The organism is Nocardia flavorosea NBRC 108225 (assembly GCF_001613385.1).
Taxonomy (GTDB): Bacteria; Actinomycetota; Actinomycetes; order Mycobacteriales; family Mycobacteriaceae; genus Nocardia; species Nocardia flavorosea.
In genome coordinates, this window is the sequence record NZ_BDCG01000008.1 from 322,780 (window position 1) to 344,954 (window position 22,175).

Genomic DNA, 22,175 nt, shown 5'->3' on the forward strand with positions numbered 1-22,175 from the left:
TAGTTCGCCGGTGCATTCGGGCGCGACCGGCGGCGACGGCCTGCCCGCCCAGGCCGCTTCCAGCAGCCGTTCCAGTTCGGCCGCCCGTGCGGGATCGGTGAGATGGTCCTTCAAAGCCTGCGTGGTCCGGCCGGCGGCGAATCCGTGGACCTCACGCAGCACGGCCTCGGCGCGTAACCGGTCGCGCTGCGCGTCGGGACGGCCGCTGGTGGCGGCGAGTTCGAAACAGCGCTGGAAGTACAGGTCCTGGGCGTTGCCCTCGGTGATCCGCAGCTCACGCCGGACCCGTTTGAGAAGCGTGAACCAGTCGGCAGTCGCCCGTAGTGCCTCGGCGTGGGCGTTGATCCGGCCCGCCAGCAGGGCCGCCCCGTCGGCGGAAAGGATCGCGCCCGCGCAGCTCGGATACTGGACCGGCCGGATGACGAGCGGGTCGAGGATCAGTTTCACGGTCCGGCGCAGCGGCCCGCCCTGGGGCCCGCTCAACGCCTGCACACCCTCGAGACCGCGCCACACCTCATCGAGCACCATGGCCCGCGGTCGTCGCATGAGCCCAGGTTATCGGAGTTCAGGACGGTTCGCGGCGGCGAAAGTTGGGATCGGTAGGCGAACGCGAGTTCCTACTTTTCTCTCAACGGCCGATCGAGCCGCGACACCGAGAGAACAGGATCCACCATGAACACCACGCTCTTCCGTATCGGCGCCGCCGTCCTCGCCGCCTCCACCATCGCGCTGACCTCGGCCTGCGGTGACGATGCCGCGAGCAGCACGGCCACCCCGGCCGCCGAGGCCCCGGCCACGGAGGCGGCTGCCCCGGCAGGCGAAGCCGGCGGGGATTCGAAGGCCCTGGTCGACGGGAAAGAACTCACCGCCGATTTCGACACCACCTGCGCGAAGCAGGGCAACACGCTGGCGCTGGCGCTCACCGATACCGCCAACGAGCAGTACGGCCAGTTGAGTGTCAGCGCCAGCATCGTCGACGACAACACGGTGCAGGCGGTGGCGATCGCCGGAAGCCAGGGCGGATCCGACGGGATGCCGTACGCCGTCGGCTACGGCAACGGTCAGCCGGGCGGTTCCGCGCAGGTCAGCAAGGACGGCGACACCTACACCGTCACCGGCGAGGGAATCGGCGCGCCCGATATGAGCAACCCGATGGCCGGCCCCGCGACCGCGAAATTCGATATCACCTTCGCCTGCTCCGACATCATCGGCTGACATGGTCCGGACACCCGGCTCCCCGTCGCCCCCGCGCCCACAAGGTGTCCGGGCGCGACGGGGTGGCCCGGTCTCCGGACCACGATCCACGCTGGAACCCCGCCCGGCCGTCGTGGACAACGCCGCGGAATACGGCGGGCACTCGCCGGTCGTCGAGCCCCCTCTTTCTCTCGGCCGTGGCCGCTCGTCCTGGTCGGTGCCGGACAAAAGACCGATCTCGTCGGGTTCGCCGGGCAGTCTCTCACCCACGCGCCGGGTACCCCGCTCGCTGTGCGGTGACCGGGCTTGCGCAACGACCCTCGACGTCTGGGTGATCCCGGTGCTTCACCGATAGGTGCGGGTACGGACTCGGTGGGCGGTTTCCATGCGGCTGCGGAGTTGGCGCAGGATTTCGTCCGCGGGGCCCGGAGTGACGGTGAAATCGTCGGTGCTGTGGTTGTGGAGTAGGTAGCGACCGTCGTCCGGGTAGTCGAGCCAGAGGAAGGCGTAGCCGTCGCCGGTGGGCCGGGTGTCGATGGTGTAGCCCGGGTAGATCGTGATCTCGCCGGTGCCGGCGCGGGGGCGGCGGAAGAAGCGCTGCAGATCCTCGACGGGTGAGAGCTGCGTCGGGTGACGGGAGTAGACGGGGGCGTTCAGGTCGGCTCGGCGGGCCCGGATGGGTTGGTGGCGGCCGGTAGCGGCCCGCGGCAGGCCCGCCACCAGGCGAGGGGCCAACTCGTTGCTGCGGAGCCGGGTGAGGACGATGTCACCGCCGGATTTCGGTTCCGGTCCGGGTAACTGCATGGCCAGCACGGCGGTTCGGCCGACGACACCGGCGTGCATCCGTATCGCGGTGTTCTGCCGGCCGTGCACTCCGTAGATTTCCACCCGGATCTCCGGTTCCAGGAGCACGGTGAGCGCCTGGTAGAGCGGTTCGCCGAATACCGGTTGCAATCGCTGTGCACACCTCTGCCGGAACCGCTGGAAATCGTCCTCGTGCTCCATCCTGGGCGGCTGGTATTCCAGCGGATACGGCAACCGGTCGCGACCCATCGCCTCGAGGGCAATCGTGAATTCGTAACCACCCAGCTGCCAGCTTGATTCGCTCATGCCGCGTCCATTGCGCATGAAGGCGTCCAATGGTCGCGCTGCGATCGGGCCCACTGCCGTGACTCGTTCATCCGCCGATGACCCCGCCCGGCGGAAGCACCCGGGGCTGATCGCCGAGCAGTTCGGTGGAGCGATCCTGGACGAGATAGTCGGGGATCTTGTGATCGTCGTCGTCTGCCCCGCGACCACGTTGCCCACCGGCACCCATCATGCCGGGCATCCCGGACATTCCACGTGTAGCCGCGGCCGGGCCACCGGTACGGGCCGCAGGCCCTCCGGCCTGATTCGGGTTGCCGGGTGTTCCGCCGACGGTGCGTCCCGGGGCCCCCGGGGGCTGTTGCCCACCCGGGGTGGCGACCATCGGTGCGCCGGAGGTGGTACTCGGTGATCCGGGCGTAGTGGTGCTCGGCCGGCCCACCGGATCTTCGAGCGGCACAGTGTTCGCCGGAGTCGTGGTGGTCGACGGGGTGGTCGACGCCGGAGTTTCGGTGCCGGCGGGGTTGGTCCCCTCCGGTGTCTCCTGGCCGGGAGCAGCCGATTCCTGCGGGTTCGTCCCGGGCGGATTCGTCCCGGCCGGGTTGGTGCCATTCGGGTTGGTACCGGCGGGGTTCTGCGTTCCCGCGGGCCCGACCGGCTGCTGCGTTCCAGGATCCCCACCGACCGGGCTTTTCGTCACAGGCAGCACAGGGGTTTTGGTGTCGACGGCCGTGACGCCGGGCTGATAGAACTCGATCATCAGATCCTGGGCCTGCGCCTGTGCTTCGTTCGCGCGATGCTTGGCGGCCTTGACGACACCGTTGCCCGGAATATGGCCCACGAATTCATCGAACCCGGACACCTCGACCGGCGGGACGATCGACATCTTGGTCTGGGCAAGGTAGCCCTGCATGAGGTCGATACCGTTGGCGACCATTTCGAAGGTCTTCACGAGCTTTTGGGCTTCCGCCGTATATGCCCGGGTACCGTCTATTGCGGCGGTAGCGGACTGGCCGCCCCATTTCTCGGTGACGGAGGCGTCGACGTTCTTACCGAAGGTCTCCAGTGAGCTGAACAGATCCTCGGTGAGCCGCCGCCAGCCGTCGGCACCGGCATTGATACCGGCGGAATCGACAGCCGAGCGCTCGGCGGCACCGTTCAGCGCCTCCCAGATCTGCTGATGGGTCCAGGTTTTGAAGGCCTCCTTGGTTGCCGTGGCCGGGGCGTACTCGCCGTCGAAACCTTGGCCGACCCGGGCCAGTTCGCCGTTGATATGGGCCCGGTCACCACTCCACTCCCGCTCGGCCGCGCCCGCAGCATCGGTGGCACGGTTCCGGTTATCGGTGGACTCGCTGTAGTTGTTCAGTATTTCGGGGATACCGTTGGCAATTGCGCTCAGTGCATCGTTGACATCGGTCAAAAAACCTAGCGACATCAGCGGAGCCCTTCCCCGGCGGCGGCGGTCTGGGAGGAGTTCTGCTGATCGGTTTCCGTGAGTTCTCCGATCATGGCGGCGTAGGTGTCACGCATAGTTTCGGCGATCGCGATGAGCCCCTCGAGCCGGGCGACCGCTGAATCGTTGTTCTCACCACCGGTTGCCTTGAGCTCGAATTTCTTCTGTATATCCAACGCGGAAGGCAGCCCTCCGTAGCCGGACAAGTGCCCGAGGCGCATAGCGTCATCGCGATACCGCCGCAAGTCCGTCAGGAGAGTTTCGCATTCGCCGCGCAAGTCCGATCCGAGGTCGTATTCGATACTCACCGCACCCTCGATCGCCTGTTGTTTCAGGTTCTGCCACTGTGCCAGTTGGTCACTCATCTACTGAGTCTTCCAGGTCCGCCGGGTGTTACTTCGGGAGATGCGGTTCGAAGGCCGCGGCGTAATCAGCGGAGATCTCGCAGATATCACGAGTCCAGTCGTCTGCGTCGAACCATGACGCGTTGATCTCGAACATGCCCTGCTCGGCTTCGAAAGATGTGTAGCAGGCCTTGCCGGGGGTTTCGGTCCGGTCCTTGGACTGAAGGGCGGCCCGGGGACCAACCGTGGTTTCGACCTTGTCGATCAAGTTGTCGTTGGCGCGCGCATCGTCGAGGGTGTGCGATGTGGACATGACGGTGACCCGGACCAGTGCGTCGGGTTGCTCCCAGGCACAGACGCGCCAGCTGGTTGCCCCCTCCGGCGCATCGGTGACCACCCGCTCCGTCGATGCATCCAATCCGATTTCGGTCAACAGCTGATCCGGCAGGGCAGTGCACGGATTGAAAACTTCAACGACCTCGGTGGACGTCAGCGCGGTAGATCCGGTGGCGTTCCCCCCAGTACTCGATGTGCACCCGGTGGCCAAAGCCGCTGCGGCCGCCGCGACAAGCGTGGCGTGGACGAAGTCAGCGGTTCGCATAGATCTCCCCTGTGTCGGTGCGGCGGACACCCCGCCATCACTATAGGACGCGCGCCCAGGCTTCGTGGTTCCCGTAGATTTCGACAACCGTAGCCCCGGCCGCTGCCCAGCAGCCGGGACTACCCAGGTCATGAATGGTCGAACGCACCTCTACGCGCGGAACTCAGGAACTTCTGCCATGCGGATCGAGGGAATACAAGCACAGGACCAGTCGGGTTCTTGCTGTCCCGGACTCCGATCTCCCCAGAGCCGAGTCCCGCGACTTCAACGCAATCCCGAGAGGGGCCGCTGTGACGGCTCTTGAACCAACGCGCATCGCTCGGGTCGGTCTTCACGTCTTGAACTCCTTCGCAACCTTCGCGATCAACGCTCTGGTTTCCTGCTCATCCAACGCTACACGCTCGATCTCGTCGGCGGCCGCCCTGTACTGCGTGACCTCCTCCCGCCGTTCGAGATAGAGACTGCCGGTGAAGCCCTCCACATAAACCACCGGTGGCTCCGTCAACCGAACGTTCGGAAGTACCTCGAATTCGAGGAGCACGAACGAACGCACAAGCAGGCCCACTAGGCTGCGCGCCCGGAACGGTACGACCCGAATACTGACGTTCGCCGCTTCACCCAATGCCAGTAGGTGATTCAGCTGGCGCGGCATAACAGCCGAGCCACCGACCCCATGCCTCAGTACCGCCTCGGACAGAAGTGCGTTCAACCGAAATTTGCTGTCACGCAGATTCTTCAGCCGCTGTTCCGATACAGCTATGCGACGTTCGACATCGTCGGGAGCAAGTTGCGGGCTTTCTGTCCAGATCATCTCTCGCCGGTACTCCGGGATCTGCATCAGTCCGGGAAGCAGAGTCTCCTGCCAGGTGGTCACCCGTGTGGCGACCTCCTCCAGTCCGAGATAGTGGTTGAAATCCGCTGGGATCTGGTCGGCGTAAGCCCGCCACCACCCGCCCCCACTCTGCTTCGCAGTCCGTGAGTCCTGTAACAGGTCCAGCACGAATCGGCGTTCTTCGTCCGAGGCTCCGTACCGATCGCACAGTCCGTTGATCTGCAACGTTGTGGGCCGGGAGGCATGCCCGTCCTCCAGGCGACCGATCGTCTGCGGACTCACCTCGATCGCGCGGGCCGCGGCCGCCTGGTTGGTTCCGCTGCGTTCTCGTAGCCGGCGCAGTTCGCGGCCGAGTGCTCGTTTCGGGAGTGTGGATCCACCCGCCATCTTATTACCTTTCCTAATTATCGAATTCCCCTGTGGAACCCTCCGGCCCGGAACACAATGCCGGAGGCGGCCCGGCACGGGTGCCGGGCTCATCTGGGCAAGAATCTCCACCGAGGCGGTTCCACATAGCGCACTGTTCCGGTCTACTGATTTCGCGCCCGGCGCAGGAAATCCCCCGAAATCCATTGGGTGACACCGGTTCCACTACCTGGAGTGTTGTGAAACCGGTGGTCCGATCGCGGCCGCTACTCCCCATCGGACCCTGCGCCGGGCTGCATCCCATCGCCTCTTCAGGAAAGGCGGAGCCATGCCCGTCGCAATCGTATACCTGAACAAAAGCCTTTGTGGCGCAATACAACAGCATCTCGAAACCGAATGCCGCGATTTCGCCCGCGCGCACGGATTCGCCATCGCCCGAGTGGTACTGGAATCCGGTGTAGATGTACTGCCGTGGACATTACGAAAATCCGAATTACTCGGCGGCGACGCAATTGTGACACCGACCGTGGAACATATCGGCTTCCGCGCACCGGTGGTGCTCGAGCGATGTGGACTGATGATCGTCCACCCTTGCGGGTGGTACCGCCACGGTGACGTAGACACGTGGATCCCGGCGACCCCCGAGGTCTACCGGTGACCGTTCACGAAACCGGCGGCGACACAAGGATTTCCCCGCAGATACTGGGCGCACAACCGACAGCAATCGGCTACCTGCGTACTGATCTGTGCGGGCACCGCGGATTCGTCACTGCACATCTGCGGTTGACCGCCATCGCCCACGGCTACCGGCTGCGTTGGCTGGTCGAACTCCCGGCCGACCCCAGCCCGGACCACCTCACCACACTCCACGCCACGCTGGAGCGGACCGGCGCCGACGCAGTGATCGTCGCGGCACCGACACACCTACCCAATGGGCAACTACCGGCCTTACGGGCCATGACGTCGGTGATCGTAGACACCATTGCTCCGCCTGAGCCGCCGAGACGATCTATTCGGCTGCGTTCTCTTCTCCGCCGAGATCGGCGACAACGCTGAGACACCGGTCCCGAGGAAAGGCTCAGGCGAGCGTCTCCTCAACGGAGTCCGCCGTCAACACCCGCGTCGCCCACACATGGACCCGGCCGGCGTCGGCCGACCGGATACGCCGGATGTCGGCCGGCGACAGCGGACCGAACTTGATCGTCATCTGCTCGATCAGCATCTCGGTACGCCCCCGCGCCTCACCACGAGCCTCACCACGAGCCTCACCACGGGCCTCGATGGCTTCCGCTGTGGTCACAAACGCCTCCTCGGCTCGGGGATCGATCCGCGCGACGACCGCCGCTAGATCTGTCTTCGCGCGGATCTCACTGGCGGCATTGTCGCGGTTTGCCATGATCCCCCGGAAGAACGCGTCATGCGGGCCACCCCGCTGCTCGCTCATAACTGGCACGTTACCGCGCGCCACCAGCAAAAACCCAATCGGACAACGTAACTCGCGCCACCAACACCCGGCTACTCACCGGCAGGGATCAGCGCAGCCGGCGGACGTGGGGCGCCGCTACCCGGCCCTCACTCAGCTGAGCGCTGCCCTCTCCGGCATCCGTTACAACGCGGCGACGGCGGCGAGGAACCGGTCCAGTTCCGGACGGTCGACGAAGCAGTGCGGCGAGGCACGAACCACCGAACCCAGACCGCGCGACGACATATCGAGCAGTGTCGAACTCGCATGACTGACCGTCACAGTGATATCGGAGTCCAGCAGCAGGTCCCGGACCTGCACCGGCTCCACACCGGCGACCGTGAACGACACGATGCCACTGTGCTCGACACCCAGATCGCGCACCGTCACCCCCGGCAATTCGCCGAGCGCGCCCCGCAGATAATCGGCGCGCTCGGCGATCGCGGCATAGACCTGATCGGGTCCGAGATCGAGAAGGTAGCGCACGGCCGCGCCCAGCCCGAGCCGGGCCGCCACATCGTGCTCCCAGAACTCGAACCGGGAAGCGTCGGGCGCCATCCGGAATTCGTCCGAGCCGATCCATGCGGCGCTGTGCAGGTCGAGGCGGCCGGGTTCCAGCGAGGCCGCCAATTCCGGTCGCAGATAGAGGAATCCGGTGCCGCGCGGGCCACGTAACCATTTCCGGCCGGTAGCGGAAAGAGCGTCGACGCCCAGTTCGGCGACATCCAGCGGCAGCTGCCCAGCGGACTGGCAGGCGTCGAGGACGACCAGTGCGCCACCGGCTCGCGCGATCCGCGCGGCCGCGGCCACCGGATTCACCAGGCCACCGTTGGTGGGGACATGCAGCAGCGAGACCAGCCGCACCCGTTCGTCCATCATCGCGTCGAGAGCCTCGACATCGATGCGGCCTTCGGCGTCGTCGGGGATCTGTTCCACCCGGGCGCCGGTCGCGCGGGCCCGTTGCAACGCGGCAATGGCGTTACTGGCGTAGTCGGCGCCCGAGATGAGGATCCGGTCGCCGGGCCGCAACGGCACGGCGTAGAAGAAATCGGTCCAGGCCCGGGTGGCGCTGTCGCTCAGGGCGATGGTGCCGGGAGTCGCGTTGATCAGTTCGGCGATTGCCGCCTTGACCCCCGCCAGGTCGTCGAGCCGTTCGTTGGCCGCCCGATAGCCTCCGATCTCCGCCTCCCGGCGCAGATGACCGATGACGGTTTCGGTGACCACCCGCGGCGGAAGCGAGGATCCCGCACTGTCCAGGAAAACCGCGCCGCTTCCGACGCCGGGCGTATCCGCGCGTACGCGCTGCTCATCGACCATATCTCCGACACTAGTGCCGACACCGTGACAATTTCGCGCCGAAAACGTGTCTGTACCCGTCGCTACGCTGGATTCCACGCACCAGCCGCGCCGGCGGCTCCGGCCGGGTAACCCACGGCCGGCTTCGACAACCGAATACGAGCACGGACAGTACCGGCGACCGAATACGCGAGAGACGCACCACCGAGAAGCCGCATGGAGGTTGGTATGGCGGTCACCCTCGAACATCCGGAATCGACCAGCGACTCATCCCCACACCCGGCCCTCAGCAGCCGCGCGGCAGCCGAAGCGTATCTGGGCGGCGTGTGCTTCAAGCTGGGCCCGCCGCTGCTCATCGGCGCCGAACTCGAATGGTTCACCGTCCACCGATCCGGCGCCGAGACGGGCCACGGCACCGCGCGAGGTTCGTTCACCGGCCGCCGCCCCACCACCGCTCTCCTCGCGCAGGCCCTCGGCCCGCACGCCCCCCACTCCATCGCCCCCGATTCCCCCGCCGAACCGCTGCCCGGTGGCAGCCGGGTCACCGTCGAACCCGGCGGGCAGATCGAACTCTCCAGCATCGCCGTCGCAGACCCTGCCGACCTGTGCGCGCGCCTCAGCGCCGACTACCGGCGGCTGCGCGAACTCCTCTCCGCCCGGTCGATCGGGATGGTCGCCGCCGCCGCCGACCCCGCCCGCGCACCCCGCTGCCAGCTACGGCAACCGCGCTATCAGGCCATGGAGGACTATTTCGGCCGGATCGGCCCGTTCGGCCGGCTGATGATGAGCAATACCGCCGCCGCGCAGATCAGCGTGGATATCGGGGCCGACCGCGCCGAGCTCGCCGCCCGCTGGACCGCACTGCACACCGTGGGTCCGGCCCTGGTGGCCGCTTTCGCGTGCTCCCCCGTGCTGCGCGGTGCTCCATCCGGCGACTGGGCTTCGCAACGTATGCGCACCTGGTTGCATCTGGACCCCACCCGCGCCTGTCCCCCGGTCGCCGAATGGGCCGATCCCGTCACCGGCTACGCCGGCTGGGCACTGGACGCGCCGCTGCTGTGCGTGCGCCGCTCCGAGGAAGGACCGGCCCGGCCCGGGGTGGCTTGGCGCGCGCCCGACCAGGCCACGTTCGATGATTGGCTCTCGGGCGATCTGGACAGTGAAATCGGTCGCCGGCCCGATATCGACGATCTGCGATACCACCTCACCACCCTGTTCCCGCCGGTCCGCCCGGCCGGGTACTTCGAGGTCCGCTACCTCGACGCCCAACCCGGCGAGAGCTGGAAGGTACCGATCGCCGTGCTGCACGCCCTGCTGTCCACCCCGGCCGCCGTCGCCGATGCCACCGCCGCCGCAGCGGATACCGCGGACCGCTGGCTGGATGCCGCGCGCCACGGTCTCGCCGATCCGCAACTCCGTGCGGCCGCGGTCGCGCTACTGGAAGCAGCGATAGCACACAGCCGGGCACCGGCCCCGGAGCTGCACGAGGCGCTACGCCGCTGTTCGGCCGGTGCACAGCCGGCGGGAATCTCGTGAACCGCGGTGCACCGATCCAGGCGGTCTCACTGCCGCGGTCGTCGAATTCCGACAGCGACTCCGCGGATTGCCGCCGCCCGGTTACCGTCGCCCCGGCCGCCGCCGGAGCGGGCCGCATATCGGTCACGGTCGGCGACGGTTCAGCCGGTCTGCGACCGAGAACAGCGCGCCGGGCCGCTGCGCCAGCGACCGGCCGGGCGCCCGTCGCCGAGCCACCAGCGTTCACAGCGCCGCTACTCGTCCCCGGCGCCCGCCTGGCGATCACTGTGATCCGGCCCAGCGATCCGAAAGGCACTTTCCAGCCCGCGACCAGGGCTTTTCATCACCGCACCGGTACCCCGGCCGGGTACGCCCGCGGTGTGTGGGTCAGCGATCCGATTCCCCTGACCCACACCACGGCCTCCTGGGGCGGTACCGCCCAACCGTTGCCGCAGCTGCGGCTGTCGAGCAGAGCGCCTACGGATATCCCTGCAGGGCGCCGATCCATGCCGTCGAGCGGAGTGACCAAGTGAGTTTCCAGCACTACACCGACCGATCCGGTACCGAACAGTTACGCGAACATATCGCGTCGACATTGCAGCGAGCCCGGCAGCGGACCGCCGCGCTCACCGACTGTATGGACGAGGCCGAACTCGTCGCCCAGCATTCCCGGTTGATGAGCCCATTGGTGTGGGATCTGGCCCATATCGGCAATCAGGAGGAGCTGTGGCTGGTCCGTGATGTCGGCGGCCGTGAACCGGTGCGTGCCGATATCGACGAGCTGTACGACGCATTCGAACATGCCCGGCCCGACCGTCCGCAACTGCCGCTGCTGAATCCCGGCGAGGCCCGCGGGTATGTCGGCACTGTGCGGGAAAAGGTCTGGGATGTGCTCGAGCGCAGCCCCTTGCGGGGCGGTGAGCTGGTCGACGGCGGGTTCGCGTTCGGCATGATCGCCCAGCACGAACAGCAGCACGACGAAACCATGCTGGCCACCCATCAGCTGCGCGCCGGTCCCCCGGTACTGTCGGCCCCCGCGCCACCGGCCGGCGATACCGCGGTCCGCGGGGAGGTCGTGATACCGGCGGGCGAATTCACCATGGGTACCTCCACCGACCCGTGGGCCCTGGACAACGAGCGCCCGGCCCATCCCGTACACGTCCCCGCGTACGCGATCGATGCCGCCCCGATCAGCAACGGGCAGTACCTCGAATTCGTTGCCGACGGTGGATACGACCGGCGGGAACTGTGGTCCGAACGCGGCTGGGAGCACCGGCAGGAGGCCGGGCTCACGGCGCCCCGATTCTGGGAACGGGATTCGGCGGGGCAATGGTGGCGGCGCGTATTCGGGGTACGCCGCCCACTGCGGCCGCAACAGCCGGTCGTGCACGTGTGCTGGTTCGAAGCGCAGGCCTACGCCACCTGGGCGGGCAAACGCCTGCCGACCGAAGCGGAATGGGAGAAGGCCGCCCGCTACGACCCCTCCACCGGCCGCAGCCGCGCCTACCCGTGGGGTGATACCGAGCCGGGGCCGGCCATCGCCAACCTGGGGCAGCGTCATCTGGAACCGGCCGATATCGGCGCCTATCCGGCGGGTGCGTCGGCGGCGGGCGTACATCAGCTCATCGGCGATGTGTGGGAATGGACCTCCTCGGGATTCCACCCGTATCCCGGATTCCGGGCATTCCCCTACCGCGAGTACTCGGAGGTCTTCTTCGGCGGCGACTACCGGGTGCTGCGAGGTGGTTCGTTCGGCACCGACCCCGTCGCCTGCCGCGGCACCTTCCGCAACTGGGATCATCCGATCCGCCGCCAGATCTTCTCCGGATTCCGATTGGCCCGCACCCTCGACCCGCGGGAGGCATGATGTGCCGTCATCTGGGCTATGTGGGCCCACCGGCGTCGGTGGGCGAACTCCTGTTGCGCGGGCCGCATTCGCTGCGCACCCAGTCGTGGGCGCCGCGGGATATGCGCGGCGGCGGCACCGTCAATGCCGACGGGTTCGGGGTCGCCTGGTGGGGCCCGGAACCGGCGGCGGTGACCCGCTACCGCAACCCCGACCCGATCTGGACCGACCCCGCGGTGGAGGAAGTGCTGCCGCGACTCACCTCCCGCGCGGTCCTCGGTAGTGTCCGTTCGGCCACCGTCGGGATGCCGGTGCAGCGTTCGTCGTGCGCGCCGTTCCTGTGGGATCGCTGGGCGTTCAGCCACAACGGGGTGATTCCGCAGTGGCGGACGGCGCTCACCGCCGTCCTGTCCGATCTCGATGTCGCCGCCACCCGCGCGGGCATGACGCGCCGCTACGAGACCAGCCACCTGCTCGAAGCCGAAGCGCTCACCGATTCCGCCGCCCTGTGGGTACTGCTGCGCCGACTGCTCGACCCCGATACTCCTGCCGGTCTTGCCGAAGACCCCGGCACCGCACTGCGCCTGCTGGTGACCACGGTGCTGCACCATACTCCCGACGCCCGGCTGAACCTGCTGATCGGCGACGGTCGCGCACTGTGGGCGAGCACCTGCTACCACTCCCTGTCCGCGCTGGTCACCGACGATCTCGCGATCCTGTCCTCCGAACCGTACGACGACGATCCGCGGTGGCAATCACTACCCGACCGCGTGGTCGTCCACGCCGAACCCGGCCGGCTGCACGTCGAGCCACTGGAACCCGCCGAATCCACCACAGGAGGTCGAGATGCGTAACAACACTGCGCCTACGGCGCACACGGTGTCCGTTCCCCGTGAACGACGGGGCATCCCGGCAGGAGTCACCCGGTGAACGAGCCCACGATCGAAGTCCACCTCACCGACGCCGACCTGACGGCGGCCCTACGCGCCGATGCCCGTCGCGGTCTCACGGACAGCCCGAAATGGCTGCCGCCCAAATGGTTCTACGATGCCCGCGGAAGTGAGCTGTTCGAGCAGATCACCGCCCTGCCCGAGTACTACCCCACCCGCACCGAGAGGGCACTGCTGGAGACCGTCGCGGGGGCGATCGCCCGGACGGCGCAGGCAGAGGTGCTGGTCGAACTGGGGTCGGGTTCGGCCAGTAAGACCCGCCTGCTGCTCACTGCCCTCACCATCGAGGGACCATTGAAAAACTATGTACCGCAGGATGTTTCGGAGTCGGCGCTGCGGGCCTCCGCGGCCGAGGTAGCGCTCGAGTTTCCCGGGCTCGCCGTACACGGGGTGGTCAGCGATTTCACCGATACCCTGGCAACCCTGCCGCGCGGCGGGCGGCGGATGATCGCATTCCTCGGCGGCACGCTCGGCAATATGGTGCCCACGGAACGCGCCGAATTCCTCGGCGGTATCCACGATGTGCTCGAACCCGGCGAACAACTGCTGCTCGGGACGGGATCGGTGGTGGACCCGTCGATCTTGATCCCCGCCTACGACGACGCCGCCGGTATCACCGCGGAATTCAACCGGAATGTCCTGCGCGTCCTGAACACCCGGCTGGGAGCCGATTTCGCCCCGGAAGCATTCGACCATATCGCGCACTGGGACACGGACAACGAATGGATCGAAATGCGGTTGGCCGCCACCGCGGATATGGAAGTCACCGTCGCCGACCTGGGCCTCACCGTGCGCTTCGCCCGCGGCGAACAGCTACGCACCGAGATCTCCGCGAAATTCCGCCCCACGGGCCTGGACGCCGAACTCCGCGCCGCGGGCTTCGTATCGGAGCACACCTGGACCGACCCCGACAATCGTTTCGCCCTGACCCTCGCCGCCCGCATCTGACCGCAACGGAATGCCGGCGTCAGTGCAGCTGGTTCTGCGCGGTTTCCAAACCCACCCGCAGCAGCAACTCCACTGCGTCGGCCGCCTGCTCGACCACCACCGGCAGCTCTTTCCGCTCGGCCGACGCGAATGGTTTGAGAACGAAATCGGCCGGATCCTGGCGGCCGGGCGGGCGGCCGATCCCGATCCGGGTGCGCAGGTAGTCCTTGGTGGTCAAGGCGCCGGAAATCGAGCGCAACCCGTTGTGTCCGCCCTCACCGCCACCGCGCTTCAACCGGACCGCGCCGAACGGCAGATCCAGTTCGTCGTGAACGACGATCACCTCGGTGGGCGGCACGGAGAAGAAGCGGGCCAGCGCCGCCACCGGCCGCCCGGACAGGTTCATATACGACCGCGGTTTCGCGATCAGCACCTGCCGGCCGTCCAGCCGGGCCTGCAACAGATCGGTACCCGACTTCTTGTGGACGGTGAAACGGTCGCCGATCCGCTCGGCGAGCGAATCGGCGACCAGAAAGCCCACGTTGTGCCGGGTGCGTTCGTACTCGGGACCCGGATTGCCCAGACCGACGACGAGCGCCGGTGCGGTATCGGCCATCGCGGAAGGTGACCCGTCCTATTCGGCGGTTGCGCCCTCGGCGGCCTCGCCCTCGGCGGCCGGCTCGGCGGCGGTGCGGGCCTCGACAATGTTGACCAGCAGAGTCTCGGGATCGCCGACCAGGCTGACCCCCTTCGGCAGCTCGATCGCACCGGCAGTGATCTGGGTGCCCGCCTCGGCATTGAAGATCGAGACGTCGATCGACTCGGGGATGTTCAGGGCATCGGCGGAAACGGAAACCGTGGTGGCCTCCTGGGTCACCAGGGTGCCCGCGGCGGCGTCACCCGTCAGGTTGATCGGCACATCGGCGGTGACCGCTTCACCGCGCTGCACGATCAGCAGGTCGGCGTGTTCGATGTAACGGTGGATAGGGTGCACGACGACCGACTTCGTCAGCGCCAGCTGCTTCTTACCCTCGATATCCAGGTTGAGCACCGCATTGGTGCCGTGCTGGCGCAGAATGGCGGCGAACGACAGCGCATCCAGCGAAAGATGCTGCGGATCGGACTGGTGCCCGTACAGGACCGCCGGAACGTTGCCCGCGCGGCGGGTGCGGCGCGCGGCACCCTTTCCGAACTCGGTGCGGATCTTCGCTTCGAGAAGGTTGACGTCGGACATGACTGGATAACTCCTACGGCTCTACCGGGCTTATGGGCGGTTGCCAGGGAAATCGCGCCCCTGGTCAGGTGGTCTGCTCGTCAGGCGAAGACCGAACGCCAGCGGCCGGAAGCCGCGCCGCGTCGATCACGGTGCCGCAAATTTGCGAACCCTCGCCGAGACAACCCGAATACTGTAACCCAGCGGCCCTGAAAGTCCGGAATCGGGAGGGGCTGTATCTATTGGCGCGCCTTCGGCGCGCGGGTTTCGGTATCTTCTGGCGCGCCTTCGGCGCGCGGGTTTCGACCCTCCTTGGCGTGGTCGTTCAGCCCTCGACACTCGCGGCTACGCCGCATCGCATCGAGGGCTGAACGACCACGCGGGCCGAAACCTCTCAGGGCCTCGCTGGACTCGGCAGCGCCGTGCTTACGTGCGGGGTGAACCGGATCAGCGGCGGCGCGGACAGGTCGAAACCGGCGGCGTCTGCGGCGGCGATCTCGGTGGCTGTGCGCTTCGAATCGAACCCCGGAGGGTGATAGCGAGCCGGCGGCGGGTGCACGTTCGCCGGCTTGTGCTGGGGGCGGTATCGAACCCTCGCGGTCCGGTACAGCAGCAGGCGGGGCGGCGCCGGAGCACGGCCGGGCGCCGGTCCCGGTACGGCAGTCACGTAGCCTGAACGGTTGTTCCCGATCTCACCGCCGAAAGGTTTCCTCCGTTGACCGCCTCCACCGAGGGCACCGCGCCCGCCGCGCGCGGATTGGCCGGCGAGGTGTCGCGGCGCCGCACCTTCGCCGTGATCTCGCATCCCGACGCAGGTAAATCGACGCTCACCGAAGCGCTCGCGCTGCATGCCCGCAAGATCTCCGAGGCCGGTGCCATCCACGGCAAGGCGGGCCGCAAATCGACCGTCTCGGACTGGATGGAGATGGAGAAGGCGCGCGGTATCTCGGTGAGCTCCACCGCGCTGCAGTTCAACTATCGGGCCGCGGGCTCCGATATCGACAATGTGATCAATCTCGTCGACACTCCGGGCCACTCCGATTTCTCCGAGGACACCTACCGGGTGCTCACGGCGGTGGACGCCGCGGTAATGCTGATCGATGCCGCCAAAGGTCTCGAACCGCAGACCTTGAAACTGTTCCAGGTATGCCGCCACCGGGGGATCCCGGTGATCACCGTCATCAACAAATGGGACCGTCCCGGGCGGGCCCCGCTGGAACTGCTCGACGAAATCGAGGAACGGATCGGCCTCACCCCCACCCCGCTGTTCCTGCCGGTCGGTATCGCGGGTGATTTCCGTGGCCTGCTGCGCCGCGGCCCCGAGGGCGCGGCCGCCGAATACATCCATTTCACCCGGACCGCCGGCGGCGCCACCATCGCCCCCGAGGAATCACTGACACCCGAATCCGCCGAGGCCCGGGAGGGCGCGGCGTGGACCACCGCGGCGGAGGAGAGCGAACTGCTGTCGGCCACCGGGCAGGATCACGACCAGGAGATGTTCCTGGCCGGGCAGACCTCACCGGTGATCTATGCCTCGGCCATGCTGAACTTCGGCGTCCGGCAGTTGCTGGAAACACTGGTCGAACTGGCGCCCGCGCCGGGTTCGCGCGCTGATATCGGCGGTAGCCCGCGTAACCCGCAGGACCCGTTCAGCGCGGTCGTGTTCAAGGTACAGGCGGGCATGGACACCGCCCACCGTGACCGGCTCGCGTTCATGCGCATCGTATCGGGCGAGTTCGAACGCGGCATGGTGGTCACCCACGCGCAGACCGGCCGGCCGTTCGCGACCAAATACGCGTTGACGATCTTCGGCCGGGAACGCGAAACCGTCGATACCGCCTACCCCGGCGATGTGGTGGGCCTGGTCAATGCGACCGCACTTGCGCCCGGGCACACCCTGTTCGTCGACAAGAAAGTCGAGTTCCCGCCGATTCCGTCGTTCGCCCCGGAACATTTCGCCGCGCTGCGGGCGCGCAGCGCCGGTAAGTACAAGCAGTTCCGTAAGGCGATCGACCAGCTCGACTCCGAGGGCGTGGTGCAGGTGTTGCGCAACGATTCCCGCGGCGACGCCTCCCCGGTGCTCGCCGCGGTGGGCCCGATGCAGTTCGAGGTGGTCACCGCCCGGATGCAGGGCGAATTCGGGGTGGAAACCCAGCTCGACCATCTCGCCTACACCATAGCCCGCCGCACCGATGCCGCTTCGGCACCCGAACTGGACCGCCAGCGCGGGGTGGAGGTGTTCACGCGCAGCGACGGCGCGATCCTCGCGGTGTTCAGCGATAAATGGCGGCTGCAATACATCCAGAAGGAAATGCCGGAACTCACCCTGGAACCGCTGGTCGCCGCCGCCGACTGAGACTTGCGCGGCCCCCGGCACAAACCGCCCGGCCCCACCACCCGGCCTCCGGGGGCCGGGGAGCAGATCCGACCGCTCCGATAGCGTCGCCTATGGTGATGTCGACGCTATCGCGCAGCGGATACGCGAGAACCTCGCGGCCGGCGCCGACCATAGGTGCTGACTGCCCCCCGCCGAGCTGCCGATGCCCGAATGGCGCGAGCTCGCGGGCCTGGTGGCCGCCGTGCCTGCGCGTCCGGATCGGTGCCGGCCCGCCATTTGATCACTCAGCCGGCGGCCCGGTGCTCGGAACCCGGATGCTCCTGGTCGCTGCCGCCGATGGACTCCTCGGGCGTCTCGTCGCGCCTCACGGTCTCCCGCGGATCGCGTTCTACGGATTCGATGCCATCCGAATGCTGGGTCAGCCCCCACCGGTTGGCCGTCAGCCGCAGACTGGGCAGATCGCTGAGCGAGAGCACCACCTCGTAGGTGCGTTCGTAGCCCGTATGCGCGATGCGCCAGCGGCCGTCGTCGCAGCGGACGTATTCGTCGGTGTAGAAGGCGGCGCCGCGCAACAGCATATTGTTCTCGGGAATCAACACCGTATCGGAGAGATACCAGATTCCGGTGGCCCGGTCGCCGTCCACATCGATCTCGGGATGATCGCAGCGGTGCTCGGTGATGACGTGCGGGCCCAGGGTGTTGCGCAGGAAGGTCAAATACGCTTCCCGGGACTCGAACTGCAGGTATTCGCTGTAGGTGGCCGTCGCTTCCGGGATCATCGTCTCGGCGAAATCTTCCCAGAGTTTGCTGTCCAGGGTCCGGACATAGCGGAACTTGAGGCGATGGATCTCCAGGACATCCGCCGATGCGGCGGATGCCGTCGGGCGTGACGGGTTCGGTCGTACGGGTCCCATGGTCAGCGGCACATCCGTTTCGGGTTCGAGCCGCGGCGGGAGCGATATATCGAGTCCGGCGCCCAGCGCCGCCGCGAGCGCGGCACCGGAGAAGGCCATCGTTTCACTGCTCTGACCCGGCCGCCGGGAAAAACCACCCGGGTGCGGCCCCGGATCGTTGCGCTCCTCGCCCTGGTCCATAACTCCACCATCCCACCTGAAATGGACAAATTGGGAGGCTATTCAGATCTGTATCGGATTGCTATCCAGCGTCGGCGTTATTACGGGAGTCGGGTCCGGGCCGGTCAGCGAGGGTTTCCGGCCGGGTGCGCGCGGCGGTCCGTGCCCGTGGCGGGCGGTTATCAGGGCCGCTGACCGTTGCCTATGGTGAAACAGGTACGGCAGAAATCCTCGCCGAACTCCGTCAGGCGCAGACTTTTGCGCACGATTTTCGGGGCCCGGCCCGCCTTTTTCAAAGCGTCCTCCACTATCGGCTGGACCTCGAGCACCATATAGCGGCTCAACACCACGGGATCGTCGGAATTATGGGTCAAGCCCAGCCGGCTCAGGTTGATCAGATACGACCGGGCCCGGTCGATGTAGCGCACACCGGCCTGTTCCGGTACCGAGGTCAGCCCGCCGGAGATCAGCTCGGATCCGATACCCAGTGGGCGGTTGGTGCGGACGTCCACCGTCGGCTGCGGGCCGTTGAGGGCCATATAGCGCAGGATGCGGGCCTCGTCGGGGGCGAGTTCGTCGAGAATCCGGTCGTAGGCGGGATGCACCTCTTCGGTGAAGTAGACATCGGCCGAACGGGCCAGCAGCGCATCCCCGCGTTTACGGAGTTCGGCGACGGTGGCCGAACGCATGTACGAACCCACCGCCACCGTCTGCGGGCCGGAGGCCTGCCCGGTCGGCACATAGCTGACGATTTCGCGCACAGAACCCTCGGTGACACCGAGCGCGCTGCGCGCGATGGACCGCAGCGCGTTACCGGTGCGCTCCGCGATCTCGGCCGAGGACTCCCCGTCCAAGGCCGCCTGGGTGATCTCCCGGGTGACCTCGAAGGACGTGTTCGCCGCCCACTGCCCACCGCGCACCACACTGCCGGCCGCGACCCCGGCCGCACGGAAAACGCCGCGGATGAGCCGGGCCTCGTTGCTGATCTGCCGCTGCTCGACATCGGCGCTGCGTTCGACACTCGACGGCGGCCGACGGACGACATCGGCCGGGTCGGAATTCGTCTTCGGCGCCGGCCCCGGGCCGTTTCCGGCCGGTGGACTCCATTGCACGGGCCGGGAACCGGTCCGGGTGAACTCCTGTCCGGTCCTGTCGTCTGCCACGTCTACTCCGATATCGCCAGATGAACGAATCCCGCCCACCGATTATTGCCCATCGACGGTGATAGCCCCGCGCCGGACCATGGATCCGGCTCACGTCTGAGACACTAATGTGTCGCGGCCGGTCGCGCTGCCGGTGGGATGGCCGCCGCAGCGCGGTTACGGTCCGGTTGTGGTGCTAATTTGAAGTCCCGGTGAGGCGGCGATCACCGGGAGCAGGAGGGTGTCGTGTTGGAGAGTGTGTTCGGGGTGCACCCGACGATCCTCCTGGAATTACTGACCATTCCACTGTTCACCGGCGTCATCGGTTACATCACCAACTGGACCGGCGTGCTGATGCTGTTCCAGCCGATCGCCTTTCACGGTGTCCGGATCCCGGGCCTGCGGTATCTGTACCCGTATCTGCCCAAGCGGATCCAGATACTCCCGCTGCTCAGCCACGACGGCCGCTTCGGCTGGCAGGGCATCGTGCCGTCACGGGCCGACAAGATGGCCAGTATCGCGGTGGACAAAGGACTTTCGAAACTCGGCAGCGTCGCCGATTTCTATCGCGAGCTGGAACCGGACGCGCTCGCCGAGCATCTCGCGCTCACCGCCGAAACCCAGATCCGCGATATCGTCGAGAACATCCTGCGCCGCGACCATCCGCAACTCTGGTACAACCTGCCGTCCCAGCTCCGGGAGATGGTGCACGCCCGGGTCCGCCAGCAACTACCGGATATTCTGCGCGAACTCACCGACGAACTCGGCGCGAACATCGATCAGCTGCTCGACGTCAAACAAATGGTGATCCGGTATTTCCAGGCGCGGCCGCAGCTGCTCAACCAGCTGTTCCAGGTGCTGGGCGCCAAAGAATTACGGTTCATGCAGAATTTCGGTCTCTATTTCGGCGCTCCCATGGGCGTGGTGCTGGTGGCGATCCTGCACACGACCGGATGGCCGACCTTGGCGGTCCTGCCGATCGGCGGGGTGATCATCGGCTGGGTGGTCAACTGGGTGGGCCTGAATATGATCTTCGCGCCCGCCGAGCCGAAATGGTGGTGCCCGTGGCGGCAGGGACTGTTGATCAAACGGCAGAACGAAATCACCGACGGTTACGCCGAACTCGTCTCCACCCAGGTGATGACGGTCGCCAATATCGGTGACGAACTGCTCAACGGACCCAAATCGGATCGCACGCTGCAGATGCTGGAGGACACCCTGCGACCGGCCGCCGATCGTGCCCTCGGCCCGGCGCGCGGCGCGGTGAAACTGGTACTCGGCAACCGCGACTACGAGACACTGACCCAGACCCTGACCTCCGAGGCGATGGCCATCGCGCCACTCGCGTTCGCCGACGCCGACTTCAACGAACGCCAGGGCAAACAGATCGGCGCCTATATCGCCAAGCAGATGTCGGAGCTCTCACCGAACGATTTCGTCGATATGTTGCGTTCGGCCATCAAACAGGACGAATGGCTGCTGTTCGTACACGGCGGTGTCCTCGGGCTGTTCGCGGGATACGCGCATATCCTGGTGTTCGGAACGGGGGTGGCGACCACATGGCTGTGAACGATGAATCCCGCGACACCGGTGAGCCGGGCGGACCCGGCCCCGGCGAACGCCGCGATCCGGCGGGGCCGATCGGTCCTGTCGCGGCGGTGCGCGCCGTGAGCGGGGTCGCCCGGGTCGCGGCGTCGGTAGTGTCCGGTACCGCGCGGTGGGGGGTGCACACCGCACTGGATGTCACCGAGACCGTGGTACGCGGCAGTATGGCCGGGCAGCCGCCCGCCGAGATCCGCACCGACGCCACCCGCCGGATCCGGGAGGCGCTGCGCCTGGCGCTCGGGGTCACCGCCACGGAATCGTCGGCCACCTCCTCCCCGACCGAACGCTCGCTGCGGGAACAGGGCGCGGCGCTGCTGCGCCTGGCCGCCAGCACGCGCCCACCCGACGAGGGACATCCGGCGTTCGCCCGGATCCTGGCCGAACTCACCTCCGACGAAGCCCGCATCCTGCGACTGCTGCGCCTCGAAGGACCACAGCCGACCTTGACCGTCCGCGGCGGCCGTTCATCGCGGCGCGCCCGCCGATCCGGGGAAGCACGATCCGGGACGAACGATCTCGGGGTGAGCATGATCGGTGAACACGCCGGGCTCCGGCATCCGGAACGAGTCCAGCGCTATCTGAACAACCTGCGGCGCGTAGGCCTGATCGAGACACTGCCCGAACCGGTGGGCACACCGGAGCGCTACCAGCTCCTGGAAGCCCAGACAGCAGTCGCCGACCTGCTGAAACAGGCCGGCGGCCGGGGCAAACTCCAGCACCGGGGCATCGCACTCACCAGCTTCGGCGCCGAATTCGTACAGACCAGCCTGCCCATCGCCGGCGAGGAAGATCCAGTCACCGACGCCCCTTGATACGGCAGCACCAGGTCAGGGCGGCGCCGGGCGTGCGCAGGCGCATTATCAGCCGACCGCCGACAGCGGCCGCCCGGTATGCGCTGCTCGTCGGGTTCGACGTGGTCCCCGGGCTCGCAC

The 22,175-nt window shown here is 67.1% G+C and carries 22 protein-coding genes; 10 read left to right on the forward strand and 12 right to left on the reverse strand.

The genetic code is table 11. The features are described 5' to 3' along the window. Positions 1–672 precede the first annotated feature (672 nt). Positions 673–1,215, forward strand: coding sequence for a lipoprotein LpqH (locus tag NFL01S_RS09630; protein ID WP_062973547.1), 543 nt, complete (start codon positions 673–675; stop codon positions 1,213–1,215). Between the two features lie 324 nt (positions 1,216–1,539). Here the strand turns inward: NFL01S_RS09630 and NFL01S_RS09635 are convergent, their stop codons facing one another. The 6 genes from NFL01S_RS09635 to NFL01S_RS09655 all read right to left on the reverse strand — a co-directional run bounded on the left by NFL01S_RS09635 (position 1,540) and on the right by NFL01S_RS09655 (position 5,897). After that, the gene (locus tag NFL01S_RS09635; RefSeq protein ID WP_062973813.1) at positions 1,540–2,304 is read right to left on the reverse strand and encodes an ESX secretion-associated protein EspG; all 765 of its coding nucleotides are present in this window, start codon (positions 2,302–2,304) and stop codon (positions 1,540–1,542) included. A 67-nt stretch (positions 2,305–2,371) separates the two neighbouring features. After that, positions 2,372–3,715 (reverse strand): hypothetical protein, encoded by a 1,344-nt coding sequence (locus NFL01S_RS09640; RefSeq protein ID WP_062973549.1) that lies wholly within the window; start codon positions 3,713–3,715, stop codon positions 2,372–2,374. Beyond that, entirely contained in the window at positions 3,715–4,098 is a 384-nt protein-coding gene (locus NFL01S_RS09645; RefSeq protein WP_062973551.1) for a hypothetical protein, read from the reverse strand. The genes NFL01S_RS09640 and NFL01S_RS09645 overlap by 1 nt, the downstream gene beginning before the upstream one ends. A 28-nt stretch (positions 4,099–4,126) precedes the next feature. Further along, positions 4,127–4,678: a DUF3558 domain-containing protein gene (locus tag NFL01S_RS09650; RefSeq protein WP_062973553.1), complete on the reverse strand. Its 552-nt coding sequence runs from the start codon at positions 4,676–4,678 to the stop codon at positions 4,127–4,129. A gap of 128 nt (positions 4,679–4,806) precedes the next feature. Further along, positions 4,807–5,013: a DUF397 domain-containing protein gene (locus NFL01S_RS34265; protein ID WP_084492545.1), complete on the reverse strand. Its 207-nt coding sequence runs from the start codon at positions 5,011–5,013 to the stop codon at positions 4,807–4,809. Then, positions 5,010–5,897, reverse strand: a complete 888-nt coding sequence (locus NFL01S_RS09655; RefSeq protein WP_062973555.1) for a helix-turn-helix domain-containing protein — start codon at positions 5,895–5,897, stop codon at positions 5,010–5,012. Before NFL01S_RS09655 ends, NFL01S_RS34265 begins: the two co-directional genes overlap by 4 nt. Before the next feature lie 307 nt (positions 5,898–6,204). On the opposite strand from NFL01S_RS09655, the gene NFL01S_RS09660 reads away from it, so the two are divergent. Next, the gene (locus tag NFL01S_RS09660) at positions 6,205–6,534 is read left to right on the forward strand and encodes a hypothetical protein (protein WP_062973557.1); all 330 of its coding nucleotides are present in this window, start codon (positions 6,205–6,207) and stop codon (positions 6,532–6,534) included. Next, entirely contained in the window at positions 6,531–6,932 is a 402-nt protein-coding gene (locus NFL01S_RS35320) for a hypothetical protein (RefSeq protein ID WP_157116392.1), read from the forward strand. Before NFL01S_RS09660 ends, NFL01S_RS35320 begins: the two co-directional genes overlap by 4 nt. 22 nt (positions 6,933–6,954) lie before the next feature. Here the strand turns inward: NFL01S_RS35320 and NFL01S_RS09665 are convergent, their stop codons facing one another. After that, the gene (locus NFL01S_RS09665; protein ID WP_157116394.1) at positions 6,955–7,320 is read right to left on the reverse strand and encodes a hypothetical protein; all 366 of its coding nucleotides are present in this window, start codon (positions 7,318–7,320) and stop codon (positions 6,955–6,957) included. Positions 7,321–7,482: 162 nt separating this feature from the next. Continuing rightward, a complete protein-coding gene (locus NFL01S_RS09670; protein ID WP_062973561.1) occupies positions 7,483–8,655 on the reverse strand; it encodes an aminotransferase class V-fold PLP-dependent enzyme in 1,173 nt (390 codons plus the stop codon). A gap of 207 nt (positions 8,656–8,862) precedes the next feature. Between NFL01S_RS09670 and egtA the strand changes: the two genes are divergently transcribed. From egtA to egtD, 4 genes are all read left to right on the forward strand, one after another. Further along, positions 8,863–10,170, forward strand: coding sequence for an ergothioneine biosynthesis glutamate--cysteine ligase EgtA (gene egtA / locus NFL01S_RS09675; protein WP_062973815.1), 1,308 nt, complete (start codon positions 8,863–8,865; stop codon positions 10,168–10,170). A 562-nt stretch (positions 10,171–10,732) separates the two neighbouring features. Then, positions 10,733–12,016 carry an ergothioneine biosynthesis protein EgtB gene (egtB, locus tag NFL01S_RS09685; RefSeq protein ID WP_371851805.1) on the forward strand — a complete coding sequence of 428 codons (1,284 nt, stop codon included), beginning with the start codon at positions 10,733–10,735 and terminating at the stop codon, positions 12,014–12,016. Then, positions 12,016–12,849, forward strand: a complete 834-nt coding sequence (gene egtC / locus NFL01S_RS09690) for an ergothioneine biosynthesis protein EgtC (RefSeq protein ID WP_062973567.1) — start codon at positions 12,016–12,018, stop codon at positions 12,847–12,849. The genes egtB and egtC overlap by 1 nt, the downstream gene beginning before the upstream one ends. 72 nt (positions 12,850–12,921) lie before the next feature. Further along, positions 12,922–13,893, forward strand: a complete 972-nt coding sequence (egtD, locus tag NFL01S_RS09695) for an L-histidine N(alpha)-methyltransferase (protein ID WP_062973569.1) — start codon at positions 12,922–12,924, stop codon at positions 13,891–13,893. Positions 13,894–13,912: 19 nt separating this feature from the next. Here the strand turns inward: egtD and pth are convergent, their stop codons facing one another. Beyond that, entirely contained in the window at positions 13,913–14,488 is a 576-nt protein-coding gene (gene pth / locus NFL01S_RS09700) for an aminoacyl-tRNA hydrolase (protein ID WP_062973570.1), read from the reverse strand. Between the two features lie 18 nt (positions 14,489–14,506). Then, positions 14,507–15,106 carry a 50S ribosomal protein L25/general stress protein Ctc gene (locus NFL01S_RS09705; protein ID WP_062973572.1) on the reverse strand — a complete coding sequence of 200 codons (600 nt, stop codon included), beginning with the start codon at positions 15,104–15,106 and terminating at the stop codon, positions 14,507–14,509. 694 nt (positions 15,107–15,800) lie between these two features. On the opposite strand from NFL01S_RS09705, the gene NFL01S_RS09710 reads away from it, so the two are divergent. After that, on the forward strand, positions 15,801–17,441 hold the full coding sequence (locus NFL01S_RS09710) for a peptide chain release factor 3 (RefSeq protein ID WP_062973574.1): 1,641 nt from the start codon (positions 15,801–15,803) through the stop codon (positions 17,439–17,441). A gap of 266 nt (positions 17,442–17,707) precedes the next feature. Here the strand turns inward: NFL01S_RS09710 and NFL01S_RS09715 are convergent, their stop codons facing one another. Both NFL01S_RS09715 and NFL01S_RS36280 read right to left on the reverse strand, forming a co-directional pair. After that, positions 17,708–18,337 (reverse strand): nuclear transport factor 2 family protein, encoded by a 630-nt coding sequence (locus NFL01S_RS09715; RefSeq protein WP_084492564.1) that lies wholly within the window; start codon positions 18,335–18,337, stop codon positions 17,708–17,710. 341 nt (positions 18,338–18,678) lie between these two features. Beyond that, the gene (locus NFL01S_RS36280) at positions 18,679–19,659 is read right to left on the reverse strand and encodes an Abi-alpha family protein (protein WP_245670582.1); all 981 of its coding nucleotides are present in this window, start codon (positions 19,657–19,659) and stop codon (positions 18,679–18,681) included. A 225-nt stretch (positions 19,660–19,884) separates the two neighbouring features. Here NFL01S_RS36280 and NFL01S_RS09725 point away from each other — a divergent pair, with 225 nt between their 5' ends. Further along, the gene (locus NFL01S_RS09725) at positions 19,885–21,207 is read left to right on the forward strand and encodes a DUF445 domain-containing protein (RefSeq protein ID WP_084492546.1); all 1,323 of its coding nucleotides are present in this window, start codon (positions 19,885–19,887) and stop codon (positions 21,205–21,207) included. Then, on the forward strand, positions 21,198–22,055 hold the full coding sequence (locus NFL01S_RS09730) for an Abi-alpha family protein (protein WP_062973576.1): 858 nt from the start codon (positions 21,198–21,200) through the stop codon (positions 22,053–22,055). Before NFL01S_RS09725 ends, NFL01S_RS09730 begins: the two co-directional genes overlap by 10 nt. Positions 22,056–22,175 lie beyond the last annotated feature (120 nt).